Below are 15,225 nucleotides of genomic sequence, written 5' to 3' on the forward strand. Positions count from 1 at the left end.
CTAGCCAAGTTGCGCCTGGAGTTCCCGTTCCTTCCTCCTGGGAGAGCCTCTGCCCCTGACGCTGCTGCCTCACCGACAGCGTCGGACTGCCTGTGTGAGCGGTCGATTTCTCAAATCCAACTCTTGGAGAGATCGACCCATGAAATCCCATGAACAGCTCCTCGCCCCTGGCTCCACCGAGAAGACCGTCGCCACTGCCGACCTGAACATCCGCAGCACGATCAGTCTGGATGTTTACGCCGGAACCAGATCCTGGATGTGGAAGGTCTACCTCAACAAGGAGGAGCTGACGAGCCAGAGCGGCTACTCCACCCACGCCTTGGCCAGCCAGGCCGGATTGGCGGAATGGGACCGGATCGTCTCGGCGGTCACCGGCTCGAACATCAAGGCCATCGAAGCCAATGTCGCTGCCGCTGAGAAGGAGCCGTCCGCATGAACCCAAGCCCCCTCCTTGCTGAGGGGGTGTCCAACACCTCCAGGCACACTTCCGTATCCAACGCTGTTGGAGCCTCAGCATCTAGCGCTGTTGAAGCCTCTGCGCCCAGCACAGCCGAAGCCCCCGACACTCCGCTGCCGGACTTCACCCCAGTCGCCACCATCCGCCGACCCGATGGTCAAGAGACCCAAGTCGTCCGTGACCGCTGGGGCAGCCATCTGCTGCACTCTCCCGACAACCCCGGATGGGTCCGGGTCCATCGAGACGGAGCGGGCAACTGGATCGAGCGCGAGACCGGGATCGTCCATGCCACCGATGGCAGCGTGATCCACCCCAAAGACATCTTCGGCGCATCATCCGAGGGATTCATCGACGTGAACACCAAGGCAGCCTCGACCATCAAGCCCGACCCCGTGCGTTGGCTTTGGCCCGGATGGCTCGCGGCCGGGAAGGTCCACCTCCTGGCTGGAGCACCAGGCACAGGGAAGACCACCGTCAGCATGGCTCTGGCGGCGACGGTCTCGCTTGGAGGCAGATGGCCCGATGGAACCGAAGCCCTCCAAGGTGATGTCCTGATCTGGTCCGGGGAGGACGACATCAAGGACACCCTGGTCCCGAGGCTCATGGCTGTGGGGGCTGATCTCAATCGCGTCCACTTCATCACGACCACCAACACCGAGGATGGCCTGAGAGCCTTCGATCCAGCCGTCGACATCGACCTCCTGGCCGACAAGATGGCCTGGATGGATCCTTGCCCTTCCTTGCTGATCGTCGATCCCATCGTGGCAGCGGTCTCTGGAGACAGTCACCGCAACGCCGAGGTCCGGCGAGCCTTGCAGCCCTTGGTTGACCTGGCCGCTTCCCGTCACTGCGCTGTTCTGGGGATCTCCCACTTCAGCAAGGGCAGCTCGGGACGAGATCCGATTGACCGGGTGACCGGATCGCTGGCCTTCGGTGCCCTGGCGCGGGTGGTCATGGCAACCGCTCGGCTGCCGGACGACCACCCCAGTGGAGTGAGGCGGATCCTGGCCCGAGCCAAGAGCAACATCGGCGAGGATGGTCAGGGGTTCGGATACGACCTGGAGCTGGAGGAACCGGTCGAGGGAATCGAGGCGACCCGAGTCCTCTGGGGCGAGATGCTCGAAGGCAGCGCCAGGGAACTCCTGAGCATGGCCGAGCCGGTCCCTGATGGCGAGGGTGAGAGCAACGCCGATGTCGAGTCCTTCGTTCGCGGGCTCCTGGCCGATGGTCCAGTCTCCGCCAAGCAGATGAAGGCCGATGCCGATGGAGCCGGCTACTCCTGGGATCGGGTGAAGCGAGCCGCCAGCCGGATCGGAGTGGAGCGGAGGAAGGAGGACTTCAGCAAGGGCTGGGTATGGTCGCTCTCCACGGACCATGACGGTCGATCAAGAACGGTCGCTCTGGAGGAGCTGATCCGGGATGCCCTGGCACAGGGAGAACGCACGGCCCAGGAGATGAAGGTCATGATCGAGGAAGCCGGCTATTCCTGGGATCAAGGCAAGCGAACCGCCGCCAAGCTGGGCATCGAGCGCCAAAAGTCCGGTTACCAGGGACCGTGGACCTGGACGCTGGGAGAGGCTGCCGCCGCCTAGCGGTTAGCCGCCAAAGGGAGCGGAAGGGGGCGAAGAAGTGGACTCAAGTCTACGTGCTCCCTTCCGCGCTCTTTGCTCCCTTCTGCACTCTTTGGCTGCATTCTTCCGCATTCTTTGGCGCGACCACGGCTCAAAGGGAGCAGAAGAGTGCAAGGGAGCAGAAGGGAGCACTGGAATTTGAGTGCATCCTTCGCCTTCTTCGGTGCTCCCTTCGCGTCGATTCATGCGCAGCCGAGGGACTGAGGCGCGTCCGCCGACTGTCCGCGCCGGTGAGAGTGAAGACCTTGGATGTTTTGCCATAAAAATCTGAAGTGGCACATCTAGAGCGCGGCTTCTGAATTCCCCCCCGTCCCGCCCCTGCATTCCGCCATTCGCCTTCTTTCGTCCCGCCTCTGGGGTATGCCCCAGTCTCCACCGCAAGCCAGCCGCCAAGCAGACAACCAAGCCTCTCCGGTCCACCGCTCCGGCCATCCACCGAGCCCTCCAAGCCTTGCCCTACCGGTGAAGCCCCGAGGCTCTGGCACCTTAGCGCTTCCGTCTTCGATGGAGCCTGATACATCGGCACTCTGTCGCCGCTCTTTCCGTTGCCGCAGCACCAGCTCATCCGACTGCCAAGGGACGTGATGTGTCCCTTCGATGTCGTGTCCAGTGGGTACACCTTCTTGGACACTTCGGCCATGCCCATGGATCAGCGGGTTATCGTGTCCAACAAAGTTGATATTGCATTATCTTGACACTTGCAAAGATGAGCTTTAGGCTTTTTTGGACACTTCGAGACACGCCCACATGAGAGGAGCGCACAGCCATGTCAGGACAGCAGGTCGGATATATCCGGGTCTCTTCGGTCGATCAGAACAGCGACAGACAGTTGGTCGATGTCGAGCTGGACAAGACCTTCACCGAGAAGGCATCGGGCAAGAACACCGCAGGTCGGCCAATCCTGGCTCAGTGCCTGGCATATGTGCGCGAAGGCGACACCATCCACGTCCACAGCATCGACAGGCTGGCCCGGAACCTCGCCGAGCTGCAGTCCCTGGTGGACGATCTGGTGAGCTGTGGCGTGTCGGTCCAGTTCCACAAGGAGAACCTGACCTTCCAGGCTGGAGCGGGTGATCCGATGCAGCGGCTGATGCTGCAAATGATGGGAGCCTTCGCCGAGTTCGAGCGGTCGATGATCCGAGAGCGCCAGCGGGAAGGGATCGCGGAAGCGAAGCGCCAGGGCAAGCAGATCGGGAGAGCCAGGAAGCTGGACGATGATCAGATTGCAGCGGTCAGGGAACGCATCGCCAAGGGTGAGAACAAGAAGGCGATTGCTGCCGATCTGGGGATCTCAAGGCAGACGCTGTACAGCGCCTTGGGCTGAACACCCGAGAGACACTACGACCTAGATCAATTATTTTGGGGTCTATTGTTAATGATGTGTTCAGCGTATGCACCACCTCGACCAGATCGCTCTGGTTCGCCATGACGGCGTCGATGTCCTTATAGGCGGCGGGGATCTCGTCGATGACCCCCTTGTCCTTGCGGCACTCGACGCCCTGGGTCTGGACCTCCAGATCCTTGCGGGTGAAGCGCCGGGTCGCCTCGCCACGACTCATACGCCGACCCGCTCCGTGCGAACAGGAACAGAATGACATGGGGTTCCCCAGTCCGCGCACGATGTAGGACTTGGCGCCCATGCTCCCCGGGATGATGCCCAGATCGCCCTCGCGCGCCCGGATGGCACCCTTGCGGGTCAGATAGACCTCCTTGCCGAAATGCTGCTCGCGCGTCACGTAGTTGTGGTGACAGTTGATCGCCTCCGAGGTCGCCTCGAACGGCGGCAGCTGTCCGCGCAGCGCCTCGATGATGAGCCGCATCATCTGACGACGGTTCTCCATCGCATAGTCCTGGGCCCAGCCGACCGCCTCGACATAGTCGTCGAAGTGCTGGCTGCCCTCGGGCAGATAGGCCAGGTTGTGATCGGGAAGCTGGATCTTCCAGCGCTCCATCTCGCGCTTAGCCAGCTCGATGAAATGCATCCCGATCCGATTGCCGATCCCGCGCGATCCCGAGTGGAGCATGATCCAGACCTGCTGGGACTCGTCGAGACAGAGTTCGATGAAATGGTTTCCGCCACCCAGCGAGCCGAGCTGACTCTTCCAGCGCGCATTGACCTTGGGATGCTTGGCCAGGATCGGCTCGAGACCGGGCGCCACCCGGGCGAGCCCCTCCTCGCACCAGTGCTCCTGACCGTGTCCGTCCATCCCGACCGGCACCCTGGCCTCGATCGCCGAACGCACCCGGGCCAGCGAGTCCGGCAGCTGGTCCGCGCGCAGCGAGAGCCGCAGGGCGTTCATGCCGCAACCGATGTCGACGCCCACGGCTGCCGGGATGATGGCCCCGACTGTCGGGATCACCGAGCCGATGGTCGCGCCCATCCCCCAGTGCACGTCCGGCATCGCCGCCACGTGCGAATGGATGAAGGGCAGATGGGAGACGTTTTCGAGCTGCTTCATGGCGTTCTCGGCCACGTCGTCCGTATAGATCTTGACCGGAACCCGGCCCTTGCTGATGACTCGCTTGATAGGCATGGTCTTCTCCGTCGATGAAGCTGGGTTCACCGAATCGAACCGCAAAAGCGCAAAGGGCGCGAAGCCGGAATATCAAAGCTCTTTGCGTTCTTCGCGCCTTTGCGGTTCAAACTGTCTTATCCGTATTCCCGCGACCTCGCACTCGGTCCGATTCGACCGGATCGCGTCCGTGGAAGGCGTCGATGCCGTCCTCGATGGCCTGGCGATGGCCGGCGCGGATGCTGGAGGCGGATCGCACGTGCGGACCGCCCTTGCGCAACAGTGGCGATCGGGCCACCGGGTTTCTCCGTTTGTTCATCTCGATTCGTCCTTTCATGAAGGGCCGCCGTCCATGGCGGCATTCCGTTTCATCCTGACCAGCGCGACCTATCCCGCATTCGCTGGAAGCTGACCGCTGGAGGCTGGCCGCTCATCACCCCTTGGGCGCCTCGATCCGGACCAGTCCCTGCAGCAGCGATTCCATGCCGCCGAAGACGGTCAGGCTGCCGACCCGCTCGGTGACGCGTTCGAGCGCCTCCAGTTCCTTGAGCCGCAGCAGCACCGGGTTCTGGTCCATCAGCTTGGCGGTGTTGAGCAGCGACCGGGTCGCGGCCGTCTCCTCGCGCCGACGGATGAGGTTGGCCTGAGCCGCCTTCTCCGCCTCCACCACCTGGTTGAGGATCTGCTTCATGTCGCCCGGCAGGATGACGTCCTTGATCCCCAATGATTCGATCGTGATCCCATGCGGGTCGGCCCGCTCGCGAATGGCGACCAGCACCTCCTGTTCGGTCGTGCCCTTCCGCTCCAGGAGTTCATCCAGGGTCCGGTCTGAGATGGCCCGGCGCAGTCCGAACTGAAGCTCCCGGTACAGGAAGTCCTTGTGCTTGGGCAACCCGGCCCGAAGCCGGACCGGATCCATGACCCGATACTGGGCGCTCAGGTTGATCCGCAGACTTACCTTGTCGCGGGTCAGAATCTCCTGGCCCTGGACCTCGATCTCCTGCAGACGCAGATCCGTCAGCTCCACCTGAACATTGCGATCGAAGTTCCAGAAGGCGTGCACACCCGGCTCTAGGATCCCGACCAGCCGGCCATCGAGCAACAACAGACCCGTCTCATGGTCGGCGATCTCCTCCTCGATGATGTCGTCCAGGAACTCGGCACCCGGCAGCTTGCTGCCGGCCGACCGTGCCTTGGCCCGATACTCGGCCGGGGCCCTGGTCCAGCCATCCCGATGACGCATCCGGCGGATGCGATCCATCACCTCGGGCCCCACGGCGACACCCTCTGTCAGATCGATTCGCTCGACCCGCACCTCGACCGGCCCCTTCCAGTAGAAGCGACGGCTCATGGGCGGAATCAGGCGGGTCAGCTGTCCGTCCAGATAGACGAGCCCGGCCTCATGCTCGCCGGTCTCGACCGTTTCGACCCACAGATTCCAGAGCGTTGAGGACTCCTTGCGGAACACCTCGGCATGCGGATGGGCCAGTTCCGGATCGGTCAGATCGAAGGTCTCGAACTCCAGCGATCCGACGATATCCAGCCAGCGATAGACGCCAGGTCCGAGCACCTGCTCCAGCACTCCATTCTTCAGTACCAGCACACGCTCGTGCTGGGCGACGACCTGTCGCTTGTATCCCATGATGTTCATCTTCCCGCTCTCCTCTGTGCCGTCGCTGTCGGCGGCATGACCAGCCGTTTCGGCCTGCCCGCCGCCCCGATCAAGAATCCGGCATTGCTGTATGTCCCGTTGTCGTTGGTCGGTTGGTGGAGCCGGAGTCGGGTCGCCAACGTTCGGCCCGATCCCGGCGTTCTATCGATTCGGTGTCCGGCTCGGACCGGACATCGTTCGGAGCCGGCCGCTCGAAACCGCCGGCTGAAAGAAGGAAAGGCTCGCCCCGCGTCGCGCCGATGGGCCAGGACAGCTGCATGGCCGGAATCGTTCAGCTCGATCGATCCGCATCCCTGCGGCACCGCCCGCCATCCGGCGAGATCGCCCGAAACCGCACGATGTCTATCCATGCGTCGTATCCTGGCTCGAGATCGCCACGACGCCCCCGATCCGGCCTCCCTGCCGGCCCGCCATTCGGCGCGCATATCCATCTGATCGGGCCGGGGCTCACCCTGTGGTCTTGATTGGACAGGTCATCCAATCGAGTGCGACGGTCAGTCGCCAAAGAGACAGCGGCGGGATTCGAACCCGCGCCGGACTGGTTATCGGCCAGTTGCTCTACCCACTGAGCTACGTTGTCGCCTCACGGCCGCCAGGCAATGGGTACGGACCGAGGGAACGCACTGGGCGCCCTGGCCCGCCACCGGGGCATACCGAACCCCAGGCGCTGATCGCTCGACGATCGCCGCAAGATGGTGATGCCTGAAATCCTCGATCTTCAGGCATGAAAAAACCCCGACCAGTGCTCCCGGTCGGGGTTTCGTATCCCACCGGAAGGCCCTCCAATCGAGCCTTCCGAGATTGCAATCGCGAAATGACTCAGCGCAGAGACAGGGTACTCAGCGTCCGCCCCAGCAAGGAGCCGTGCTTCCCTCGTTGATCCATGTCGTCTCTGAATGTCATCTGAACTCTATTCCTCGCGATTCATTGATGCGTTGATTCGATGGGCGGTTAGTCTAGCCAGAAATTCAAGCAAGTCAACGAAAATATCAAGATTCTTGTAAAATCCATGTAAAGCGCCCATCAGACCGAAGCAATCGAACCGCAAAGGCGCAAAGATCACGAAGAAAAACAATCGGCTCTGCATATGTCGCGTTTCTCTCGATCCGAATGCATCGAACATATCGCATAGAGGTTCTTTGCGTCCTTTGCGTCTTTGCGGTTCCAAATTCCCGTATCAGGAACAGGATCCAAACCACCCACCATGCAATCAGCCAACATCCCTGGCCGTATCAAGCTCGCCCGCAAGATGGCGGGGTTTCGCACCCAGGCCAGTCTTCTCGCCCGGATATCTGGATGGAAATCCTCTCGTCTCGGCAACTACGAGGCCGGCATCTCCACGCCCAGCGCGGACGACATGCTGCTGATCGCCGAGGCGACCGGCGTATCGGCCTGCTGGCTGATGTTCGGACAGGGACCCATCCGGCCCAATGAGCGCGACCTGCAGGCGGTTCGTCATCAGAACCTGGCGCACGTACTGGATGGAATCGAAGGGGATCGGGAGCGTCTCGAGGAGACGGTGAAAGGGCTGCGGATCTCGCGCAAGCGGCTCAGGGAACATCTGGACAATCCCTTCCTGCCGATCACGGACGAGTTGGCGCGACGTCTGGAACGTCTGCTCGGCACTCAGCCGGGCTGGGTCGACGAGCAGCATGTGGAGCGCGACCCGCTGTTCCTCTCGTTTCCCGAGGAGATGCGGGAACTGATGATGATCTATTCGGAGCTGCCGGCCGCCCAGCGGCCGGTGCTGATGGCGACGGTCCGAGCCTTGAGGGATTCGCTTCAGACCGTCTGAGGGAATACCGATCGACGCACTGGCATGGATCGGCTCAGAAGAAGGCGCGTGCCTCAATCCAAATCCGGCGTATACCCCGAGGCGACATAGATGGCGCGCTCCGCGACGTTGGTCGCACGATCCGCGACGCGCTCGTAGTTGTGCACGATCCACAGCAGATAGGTGCCGGTGGTTGCGAACGAGGCATCGGAGCGCATTCGGCTCAGCATCTGCTCGATGAAGGCGTCTTCCTCCCGGTCGACCTGCTCCTCCATGGAGACGGCCTCGCGAATGGCCGCCTCGTTCTCGTTGGAGGTAAAGGCGGACAAGGTGCCGGCCAGCATGCCGATCGCGTCGCTCGCGAGCTGGACAATGGCGGCCACGGGCTCGGGTGGAAGCGGGGTCTTTCCGTTTTTCAGGATGATGCGTGCCACGTCAGCCGCATAGTCGCCGATACGCTCCAGCTCCGAAACCAGCTCCATGCAGGCGCCGACGGCGCGGAGGTCTTCGCCGGCGGGCTTATAGGCGGCGAGCGTCACCAGACAGTCCTGCTCCAACATACGACGGTGCCGATTGATGGCGGCATCCTCGGCGACGATGCGCTCGGCGAGTTCGAGGTCCTGGCGCTTGATGCAATCGACCGAGCGGTTCAGGGCCTCGATAACCAGAGCACCCAGCTCCCCTACCGCAGACTGCAAATGCTGGCGCCTCTTCTGCACAAGACTCAGGTTATCGGTCATCGCTGCATCCTCGTCGATTATTCTGTCTGACTCGCTCAATAGGCCGCGCGGTGTTCGGCGCAGCGCGGGGGCGACATCTTAGTCTTCTAAGAACGCACGCGCATGAATAGTGTCTCCAGCGCCCCATGAGGCCAGCCGAAAACCGCGTTCCATCATAGATAGTGTCTCGGTAGACCGCCGAACAGAGGAAGCAGTCGAAGGCCGTCGAAAGGTGCGTCCGGCACAGAAGCGCAACGTGGCGAACGAGGATGTCCAACGAAAAACCGCCCCGAAGGGCGGTTCGCGAGAGAATGCAGCGTGACGGTCGCCTGGAATCTAACGGAAACCCCAACGCAGCGCCGCGGCACCGTGCCCGATGCTCTGGGCCGCTTGGCCGATCGAATTGAAGCCATTGGCCACATTGGAGGTGTTGGTGCCGAAGACCTCGGTGTTCTCGGTCCGATTCTTGACCCGAACGCGGTTGTCCATATAGTCGGCACGGCTGTTGGTCAGGCGCGCGTTGGCGCGGGATTCTCGATCGATCGCACCTGCAGTCGCGTAGTTGACATCGGCCTGACTGCGCAGGACTTCGTTACGGGCGCTGCGGTTGTAGACGTCGAAGCTGTCAGCAAAGACAGCCGTCGATGCCAGCAAGGCACTCACGGCGGCCAGGATCATTCTTGCCTTCATCGCTCAGTCCTCAGGATGCGTGTAGTCACTAAAACATTCGCGGAACGCCAAACGGCTTCACGAATATCCTAGTCAGAGCATCAGTCTTCATCAAGTTCCCCGCCCCGGTCACGGCGCTCCACCGTCTCGGGATCGGCGATGATGGGACGGTAGATCTCCACCCGGTTGCCGTCGACGAGCTTGGCATCGAGCTTGGAGATCTTGCCGAAGATGCCGACCTTGTTGACTTCGAGATCGATCTCCGGGAACTGGTTCAGCAGCCCGGAGCGCTCGATGGCATCGCGGATGGTGCTGCCCTCAGGCACATCCAGCTTCAGCCAGGTCTGCTTGAATTTGTCTGCGTAGGCGACGCCAACGAGCATCGGGGTCTACTCCGTATCGAATCGAAAATGTAGCCGGGGCACGTCGGCGGCGCCCCTGCCGATCATGACGCCAGCGCCTGGGCGCCCCCGTCCTGACGTTTCCTGGCCTCGGCGACGCGGGTATCGATCAGACGCTTTCCGGCCAGCATGAAGCCCAAGGCGATGAAGCCGCCCGGCGGCAGGATCGCCAGCAGGAATCCGCGATAGTCCGGGATCAGCGTCACCTCCAGGAAGGACATGCCCTGTCCCAGCAGCAGCGAGGCGTTTGCAAACAGGGTGCCGCTGCCGATGATCTCGCGGACCCCGCCGAGCGCCACCAGAGCGAAGGTGAAACCCAACCCCATCATGAGACCGTCGAAGGCCGATGCCCCGAGCGGATTGCGCGAGGCGAAGGACTCGGCACGTCCCAGGATGGCGCAGTTGGTGACGATCAGGGGAATGAAGAGCCCAAGGATCTTGTGCAGGTCGTGCAGCCAAGCGTTCATCGCCAGATCGACCAGGGTCACCAGCACCGCGATGACCAGGACGAAGATGGGGATGCGCACCTCGGGGGTCACCAGATTGCGGATCAGCGCGATCAGCAGGCCGGAGGCCACCATGACTGCGGTGGTCGCCAGCCCCATCCCGAGCCCGTTGGTCGCGGTCCCCGTGACCGCCAGCAGCGGACAAAGCGCCAGCAACTGGGCGAAGACGACGTTATTGCCCCAGATGCCATCCGAAGCGATCTTGCCCCAGTTGGCCTTGGGCGTGGTCTCTGTGTCGTTGCTCATGGCTGGCTCCGAGTCGGTTGATCCGTATCGGTTGTGGCGACCTCGGCTGGGGCCGTCAGCGCATCGCGATGCTCGGCGAAGAACTGCAGCCCCTCGCGGATGGAGCGCACCACGCCGCGCGGCGTGATGGTGGCCCCGCTGAACTGGTCGAAATCGCCGCCGTCCTTTTTGACGCCCCAACGGTCAAGCGGAGGATCGCCAATCGCGCGTCCGTCGAAGCCGAGGATCCAGTCGTCCTTGGCCAATTCGATCTTATCGCCCAACCCAGGCGTCTCGGCATGGGCGAGGACGCGCACGCCGATGATGCGTCCCTGGGCGTCGAGCCCCAGGATGGAGTCGATCTCGCCGGCATAGCCGAAGCCGACGATGCGGTAGGCGACACCGGTGACATCGAGTCCCTTGAGCGCGCGATAGACCACCACGTCCTGCCCGTCGTCGCCCTTGACGACCAGGGGGTTCGCAAGCAGGTCGTTGTCGTGGATCTCGGGCGGAATGACCTGGGTCAGCGACGCCTTGAGATCCTCGGCATGACGCTGCTCGATGGCCCCTTCGGTCGCGAGATCTCCGATCACCAGGAGCGCGGCGGCCAGGAGGGTGAATCCGCCGAGCAATCCGGCCTGATAGCCGACGCTCTGACGATCGAGGGACTTTGCGGCAAAGTTCATGGCTTCACCTCCACGTCGTTGGCGTACTCGATCGGCTGACCGCGACGATCGCGGCCGTAGACGCGCGGTTTGACATAGTGGTCGATCAAGGGTGTGCAGGCGTTCATCAGCAGCACCGCGAAGGCCACGCCCTCGGGATAGCCGGCCCAGGTGCGAATGACATAGATCAGCAGACCGCAGCCGGCGGCGAAGATGATCTGACCACGCCGGGTGACCGGTGAGGTGACCAGATCGGTCGCGATGAAGAAGGCGCCGAGCAGGGTCGCGCCGGAGACCAGATGATAGTAGGGGCCGGTGTAGTGCTCGGGGTCGATGAGGTGCATGACCGTCGCCAGGATGGCGATGGTGGCCATCATGGTCACCGGGATGTGCCAGCTGATGATCCGCTTGTAGATGAGGAAGACCCCGCCGCCGAGCAGCAGCAACGCGGAGGTCTCGCCCATGCTGCCGGCCACCGTGCCGATGGCGCCCGAGAAGGGACCGAAGACCTCGGGCAGGATTGTCGAAAGACCATGCCCTTGCCCCAATTCGGTGCGGACATGCCCGAGCACCGTGGCACCGCTGAATGCATCGAAACCCTGGCCGCCGAAGGTGATCGCTAGGCTCTCGAGCAGGCCGGGCGCATGCGAGGATAACAGCGGGGCCGGAACGACGAAGCTGGTCATCTCCAGCGGGAAGGTGATGAGCAGGGCCACGCGCGCGATCATGGCCGGATTGAAGAGGTTCTGGCCGATGCCGCCGAAGACCTGCTTGGCGACGACGATGGCCAGCACGCTGCCGACGACCCCGATCCACCAGGGCGCCCAGGGCGGCAGAGTCATGGCGAGCAGCCAGCCGGTGAGGATCGCCGAGCCGTCCATCAGATAGGGACGCACCGGCTTTCCGGCCACGCGCAGCGAGGCGGCCTCGGCCAGCACCGCCGCGAGGATGGTGACGACGAACAGATAGAGCGCGGGCCAGCCGAACTGGACGATGCCGAACAGGGTGGCCGGCAACAGGGCCAGCATGACCAGCCCCATGGTCCGGGAAATGCTGACCGGCTCGTGCGCGAATGGACCGGCCTTGGCCGCCGGTGTTTCGATACTCATCTCATGCCTCCGTCTCGGCTGCGGACCGAACCGGTCGATCCGTCTGGCCCTCTTGAGCCGCCTGAGCCTCGGCGGCGGCCTTCTTCTCGGCCTCCGCCTTCTTCTTCGCCGCCATCTCGCGCTTGCGCTTCGCCATGGCCTCGCGCTTGGCCTGCTTGATCGCCTCCATGCGCGCGGTGCGCTGCTCGGCGAGACGCTTGGTCTCGGCCTGCTTCTGCTTGGCCCGTCCGCGCGCCGCCATCTCGCCCTTGGCATAGTTGAAGAACTGGACCAGCGGGATATGCCCCGGACAGACATAGGCGCATGAACCGCAGCCGATGCAGTCCATCAGCCCCAGCTCGACCGCGCCCTCGAGATCCCCGATCCGGGTATGGGACGCCATCTCCAGCGGGACCAGACCGCAGGGACAGGCCTGGACGCAGCTTCCGCAGCGGATGCAGGGCATGGGCTCGCGCGCGTTGGTCTCCTCGGCCGTGAGGGCGAGGACGCCGTTGCTGCCCTTGACCATGGGGACACGGGTACTCGGCAGCGGCTGTCCCATCATGGGGCCGCCGCTGATGAGTCGCGTTGGATCGACCTTGAAGCCACCGCAGTGGTCCAGCAGATCCTGGACCTTGGTGCCCAGCGGAACGCGCAGATTGCGCGGCTGGGCGATGGCGCCGCCGGTGACGGTGACCACGCGCGAGACCAGCGGATACCCGAAACGCAGCGCCTCGTGCACGGCGAAGGCGGTGGCCGGGTTGTGCACCACGACACCGATCTCGGCGGTCAGGGCGCGGGCCGGGGTCTCGCGCCCGGTCAGGGTCTGCACCAGATGCTTCTCCGACCCCATCGGATAGCGGGTCGGCAAACGGGCGATGCGGATATCGGGATAGGCCGAGGCGGCAACGGCCATGGCGGCCTGAGCCTCGGGCTTGTTGTTCTCGATCGCGACGATGATCTGCTTCACGCCCAGGGCGTGGGCCATGATGCGGATGCCGTCGATCACCGCGTTCGCGCACTCGCGCATCAGACGATCGTCGCAGGTCAGATAGGGCTCGCACTCGGCGCCGTTGATGACCAGGGTGTGGACCTGGAATCGCTTGCGCAGGTTCAGCTTGACCGCCGCCGGGAAGGTCGCCCCGCCCAGACCCACGATCCCGGCCTTGGCCACACGTTCGGCCACCGCCTCGGGTTCGAGCGCAAAGGGATCCTCGACGCCCTGGATATGGTCCGCCCAGCGATCCTCGCCGTCTGGCTTCAGGGTGATGGTCGGCACCGAAAGACCGGAGGCATGGTGGGCCGGATAGCTGCCGACGCCCATGATGCGCCCGGAGGTCGGCGCATGCACCGGGGCCGAGATCACGCCCTGGCCCTGGGCCAGCAGATCGCCCTTGGCGACCATCTGACCGCGTCGCACCGCCGGACTGGCGGGCGCGCCGATGTGCTGCTGCAACGGGATATGCAGCAGGGCCGGCATCGGCAGCGACTCGATCGACTGCCCGGCGGCCAACTGCTTGCGGTCGTCCGGGTGGACACCGCCTCGAATCTTGAAGAGTTTCATGACCGTGCGCCCCCTGTGGTCCGAAGAAGAGCCCCGATACCGTTCATGCCGCCACCGCCGCCGGCTTGGGCCAATGCCAGGTCTGCAGGGTCGGCGTCAATGGACGCATCTCGATGCATTCGGTGGGACAGACGTCGAAGCAGAGTTCGCAGCCGATACAGGCATCGGCGAAGACGCTGTGGATCATGTTGTTCGCCCCCATGATGGCGTCGGTCGGGCAGCGCTTGAAGCACTTGGTGCAACCGATGCAGATGTTCTCGTGGATGTGGGCGATCATCGGCGGCTTGTCCTCGACGCCGGACAGATCGGCCGTCACCCCGAGCAGACTTGCCAGTTCCTCGGCCAAGACGCGGCCGCCAGGCGGGCAGATGGTGACGGGCGCAGCACCCGAGGCGATGGCCTCGGCGGCGGGACCGCAGCCGGGGTAGCCACACTGTCCGCACTGAGAGCCGGGCAGGAGGGCCGCCACCTGCTCGGTCGCGGCGCTGGACTCCACCTTGAGATAGCGCGAGGCGATACCGAGGAGCAAGCCCAAGGCGAGACCTAGCGTGGTGAGACTGGCGATCGCGGCAAGCATGTCTGACAGATCTCCGTTTGGATGACGTGGAGTTCGATGGTTTCGCTGGTCGAGACGGACACGCCCACCAAGACGTATCCGGCAGGCACTAGGTCAACCCGGCGAAGCCCATGAAGGCGAGCGAGAGCAGCCCCGCCGCAACGAAGGCGATGGGAGCGCCGGCGAAGGCGGCGGGCACCTGGGCGAGCGCGAGCCGCTCGCGCATCCCGGCGAACAGCACCATCACCAGGGTGAAGCCGAGCGCCGAACCGAATCCGTAGAGCACGCTCTCCAGGAAGCCGTGATCCTCCTGGACGTTCAGCAGGGCGACGCCGAGCACGGCGCAGTTGGTGGTGATGAGCGGCAGATAGATGCCCAGCACCTGATAGAGAGAGGGCGAGATCTTGCGCACCGCCATCTCGGTGAACTGCACGACGGCCGCGATCACCAGAATGAAGGTGAGGATGCGCAGGAAGCCGATGTCCAGCGGCTGCAGCACGAAATGCTCCAGCAGCCAACCGGCGACTGCGGCCAGGGTCAGCACAAAGGTGGTCGCAAGCCCCATACCAAGCGCCGAATCGAGTTTGTTCGACACCCCCATGAAGGGGCAAAGACCGAGAAATTTGACCAGCACCACATTGTTAACCAGTGCGGTGCCGAGGATCAGCATGAGATACTCGCCCATCGGTAACGAAACCTTTCGCATTCGGCCAGGATGACGTCACGCATGCAAACGGGGTGCCATCTTGATCCTGCCTCCCACCGTCTCCATCTGTTCGGGCCTT

General features: G+C 63.5%; 16 protein-coding genes and 1 tRNA gene. 5 read left to right on the forward strand and 12 right to left on the reverse strand.

Annotated features, from left to right (window positions below):
• Positions 1-139: 139 nt before the first annotated feature.
• The 3 genes from ACFSJC_RS04885 (at position 140) to ACFSJC_RS04895 (ending at position 3,412) form a co-directional block, all read left to right on the forward strand.
• Positions 140-436 carry a hypothetical protein gene (locus ACFSJC_RS04885; protein WP_386024050.1) on the forward strand — a complete coding sequence of 99 codons (297 nt, stop codon included), beginning with the start codon at positions 140-142 and terminating at the stop codon, positions 434-436.
• Positions 433-2,049 (forward strand): AAA family ATPase, encoded by a 1,617-nt coding sequence (locus tag ACFSJC_RS04890; protein ID WP_386024053.1) that lies wholly within the window; start codon positions 433-435, stop codon positions 2,047-2,049. The genes ACFSJC_RS04885 and ACFSJC_RS04890 overlap by 4 nt, the downstream gene beginning before the upstream one ends.
• Positions 2,050-2,854: 805 nt before the next feature.
• A complete protein-coding gene (locus ACFSJC_RS04895) occupies positions 2,855-3,412 on the forward strand; it encodes a recombinase family protein (protein ID WP_386024056.1) in 558 nt (185 codons plus the stop codon).
• On the opposite strand, the gene ACFSJC_RS04900 is transcribed toward ACFSJC_RS04895, so the two are convergent.
• On the reverse strand, positions 3,321-4,622 hold the full coding sequence (locus ACFSJC_RS04900) for an RtcB family protein (protein WP_386024059.1): 1,302 nt from the start codon (positions 4,620-4,622) through the stop codon (positions 3,321-3,323). The two genes, ACFSJC_RS04895 and ACFSJC_RS04900, sit on opposite strands and share 92 nt — an antisense overlap.
• On the opposite strand from ACFSJC_RS04900, the gene ACFSJC_RS04905 reads away from it, so the two are divergent.
• On the forward strand, positions 4,597-5,013 hold the full coding sequence (locus ACFSJC_RS04905; protein ID WP_386024061.1) for a hypothetical protein: 417 nt from the start codon (positions 4,597-4,599) through the stop codon (positions 5,011-5,013). The two genes, ACFSJC_RS04900 and ACFSJC_RS04905, sit on opposite strands and share 26 nt — an antisense overlap.
• A gap of 21 nt (positions 5,014-5,034) precedes the next feature.
• Here the strand turns inward: ACFSJC_RS04905 and ACFSJC_RS04910 are convergent, their stop codons facing one another.
• Positions 5,035-6,252 carry a slipin family protein gene (locus tag ACFSJC_RS04910; protein ID WP_386024064.1) on the reverse strand — a complete coding sequence of 406 codons (1,218 nt, stop codon included), beginning with the start codon at positions 6,250-6,252 and terminating at the stop codon, positions 5,035-5,037.
• Positions 6,253-6,780: 528 nt separating this feature from the next.
• Positions 6,781-6,853: transfer RNA gene (locus tag ACFSJC_RS04915), tRNA-Ile, on the reverse strand.
• 624 nt (positions 6,854-7,477) lie between these two features.
• Here ACFSJC_RS04915 and ACFSJC_RS04920 point away from each other — a divergent pair.
• Positions 7,478-8,068 (forward strand): helix-turn-helix domain-containing protein, encoded by a 591-nt coding sequence (locus ACFSJC_RS04920; RefSeq protein ID WP_386024067.1) that lies wholly within the window; start codon positions 7,478-7,480, stop codon positions 8,066-8,068.
• 53 nt (positions 8,069-8,121) lie between these two features.
• On the opposite strand, the gene phoU is transcribed toward ACFSJC_RS04920, so the two are convergent.
• The 9 genes from phoU to rsxA form a co-directional block, all read right to left on the reverse strand.
• A complete protein-coding gene (gene phoU, locus ACFSJC_RS04925; protein ID WP_386024070.1) occupies positions 8,122-8,787 on the reverse strand; it encodes a phosphate signaling complex protein PhoU in 666 nt (221 codons plus the stop codon).
• 315 nt (positions 8,788-9,102) lie between these two features.
• A complete protein-coding gene (locus ACFSJC_RS04930) occupies positions 9,103-9,444 on the reverse strand; it encodes a hypothetical protein (RefSeq protein ID WP_386024073.1) in 342 nt (113 codons plus the stop codon).
• A gap of 92 nt (positions 9,445-9,536) precedes the next feature.
• Positions 9,537-9,818, reverse strand: coding sequence for an RnfH family protein (locus ACFSJC_RS04935; RefSeq protein WP_386024076.1), 282 nt, complete (start codon positions 9,816-9,818; stop codon positions 9,537-9,539).
• Positions 9,819-9,880: 62 nt separating this feature from the next.
• Positions 9,881-10,588 carry an electron transport complex subunit E gene (locus tag ACFSJC_RS04940; protein ID WP_386024079.1) on the reverse strand — a complete coding sequence of 236 codons (708 nt, stop codon included), beginning with the start codon at positions 10,586-10,588 and terminating at the stop codon, positions 9,881-9,883.
• Positions 10,585-11,253 carry an RnfABCDGE type electron transport complex subunit G gene (locus ACFSJC_RS04945; protein ID WP_386024082.1) on the reverse strand — a complete coding sequence of 223 codons (669 nt, stop codon included), beginning with the start codon at positions 11,251-11,253 and terminating at the stop codon, positions 10,585-10,587. Before ACFSJC_RS04945 ends, ACFSJC_RS04940 begins: the two co-directional genes overlap by 4 nt.
• Complete coding sequence (locus tag ACFSJC_RS04950; protein WP_386024085.1) at positions 11,250-12,341, reverse strand: RnfABCDGE type electron transport complex subunit D; 1,092 nt, start codon at positions 12,339-12,341, stop codon at positions 11,250-11,252. The genes ACFSJC_RS04945 and ACFSJC_RS04950 overlap by 4 nt, the downstream gene beginning before the upstream one ends.
• 1 nt (position 12,342) lies before the next feature.
• Positions 12,343-13,884, reverse strand: a complete 1,542-nt coding sequence (gene rsxC / locus ACFSJC_RS04955; RefSeq protein ID WP_386024088.1) for an electron transport complex subunit RsxC — start codon at positions 13,882-13,884, stop codon at positions 12,343-12,345.
• 43 nt (positions 13,885-13,927) lie between these two features.
• Complete coding sequence (locus ACFSJC_RS04960; RefSeq protein WP_386024091.1) at positions 13,928-14,461, reverse strand: RnfABCDGE type electron transport complex subunit B; 534 nt, start codon at positions 14,459-14,461, stop codon at positions 13,928-13,930.
• Between the two features lie 88 nt (positions 14,462-14,549).
• Positions 14,550-15,125, reverse strand: coding sequence for an electron transport complex subunit RsxA (rsxA, locus tag ACFSJC_RS04965; protein WP_386024094.1), 576 nt, complete (start codon positions 15,123-15,125; stop codon positions 14,550-14,552).
• Between the last annotated feature and the right edge of the window lie 100 nt (positions 15,126-15,225).

The sequence above is a fragment of the Thiorhodococcus fuscus genome (assembly GCF_042682685.1).
GTDB classification, from domain to species: Bacteria; Pseudomonadota; Gammaproteobacteria; order Chromatiales; family Chromatiaceae; genus Imhoffiella; species Imhoffiella fuscus.

What these genes read in the sequence shown, in the direction of transcription:
- ACFSJC_RS04900 (WP_386024059.1), bottom strand. Translation starts at nt 4,622, where the DNA reads ATGCCTATCAAGCGAGTCATCAGCAAGGGCCGGGTTCCGGTCAAGATC.
- ACFSJC_RS04935 (WP_386024076.1), bottom strand. Translation starts at nt 9,818, where the DNA reads ATGCTCGTTGGCGTCGCCTACGCAGACAAATTCAAGCAGACCTGGCTG.
- ACFSJC_RS04930 (WP_386024073.1), bottom strand. Translation starts at nt 9,444, where the DNA reads ATGATCCTGGCCGCCGTGAGTGCCTTGCTGGCATCGACGGCTGTCTTT.
- phoU (WP_386024070.1), bottom strand. Translation starts at nt 8,787, where the DNA reads ATGACCGATAACCTGAGTCTTGTGCAGAAGAGGCGCCAGCATTTGCAG.
- ACFSJC_RS04940 (WP_386024079.1), bottom strand. Translation starts at nt 10,588, where the DNA reads ATGAGCAACGACACAGAGACCACGCCCAAGGCCAACTGGGGCAAGATC.
- ACFSJC_RS04885 (WP_386024050.1), top strand. Translation starts at nt 140, where the DNA reads ATGAAATCCCATGAACAGCTCCTCGCCCCTGGCTCCACCGAGAAGACC.
- ACFSJC_RS04950 (WP_386024085.1), bottom strand. Translation starts at nt 12,341, where the DNA reads ATGAGTATCGAAACACCGGCGGCCAAGGCCGGTCCATTCGCGCACGAG.
- ACFSJC_RS04895 (WP_386024056.1), top strand. Translation starts at nt 2,855, where the DNA reads ATGTCAGGACAGCAGGTCGGATATATCCGGGTCTCTTCGGTCGATCAG.
- rsxC (WP_386024088.1), bottom strand. Translation starts at nt 13,884, where the DNA reads ATGAAACTCTTCAAGATTCGAGGCGGTGTCCACCCGGACGACCGCAAG.
- ACFSJC_RS04960 (WP_386024091.1), bottom strand. Translation starts at nt 14,461, where the DNA reads ATGCTTGCCGCGATCGCCAGTCTCACCACGCTAGGTCTCGCCTTGGGC.
- ACFSJC_RS04890 (WP_386024053.1), top strand. Translation starts at nt 433, where the DNA reads ATGAACCCAAGCCCCCTCCTTGCTGAGGGGGTGTCCAACACCTCCAGG.
- rsxA (WP_386024094.1), bottom strand. Translation starts at nt 15,125, where the DNA reads ATGGGCGAGTATCTCATGCTGATCCTCGGCACCGCACTGGTTAACAAT.
- ACFSJC_RS04910 (WP_386024064.1), bottom strand. Translation starts at nt 6,252, where the DNA reads ATGAACATCATGGGATACAAGCGACAGGTCGTCGCCCAGCACGAGCGT.
- ACFSJC_RS04920 (WP_386024067.1), top strand. Translation starts at nt 7,478, where the DNA reads ATGCAATCAGCCAACATCCCTGGCCGTATCAAGCTCGCCCGCAAGATG.
- ACFSJC_RS04945 (WP_386024082.1), bottom strand. Translation starts at nt 11,253, where the DNA reads ATGAACTTTGCCGCAAAGTCCCTCGATCGTCAGAGCGTCGGCTATCAG.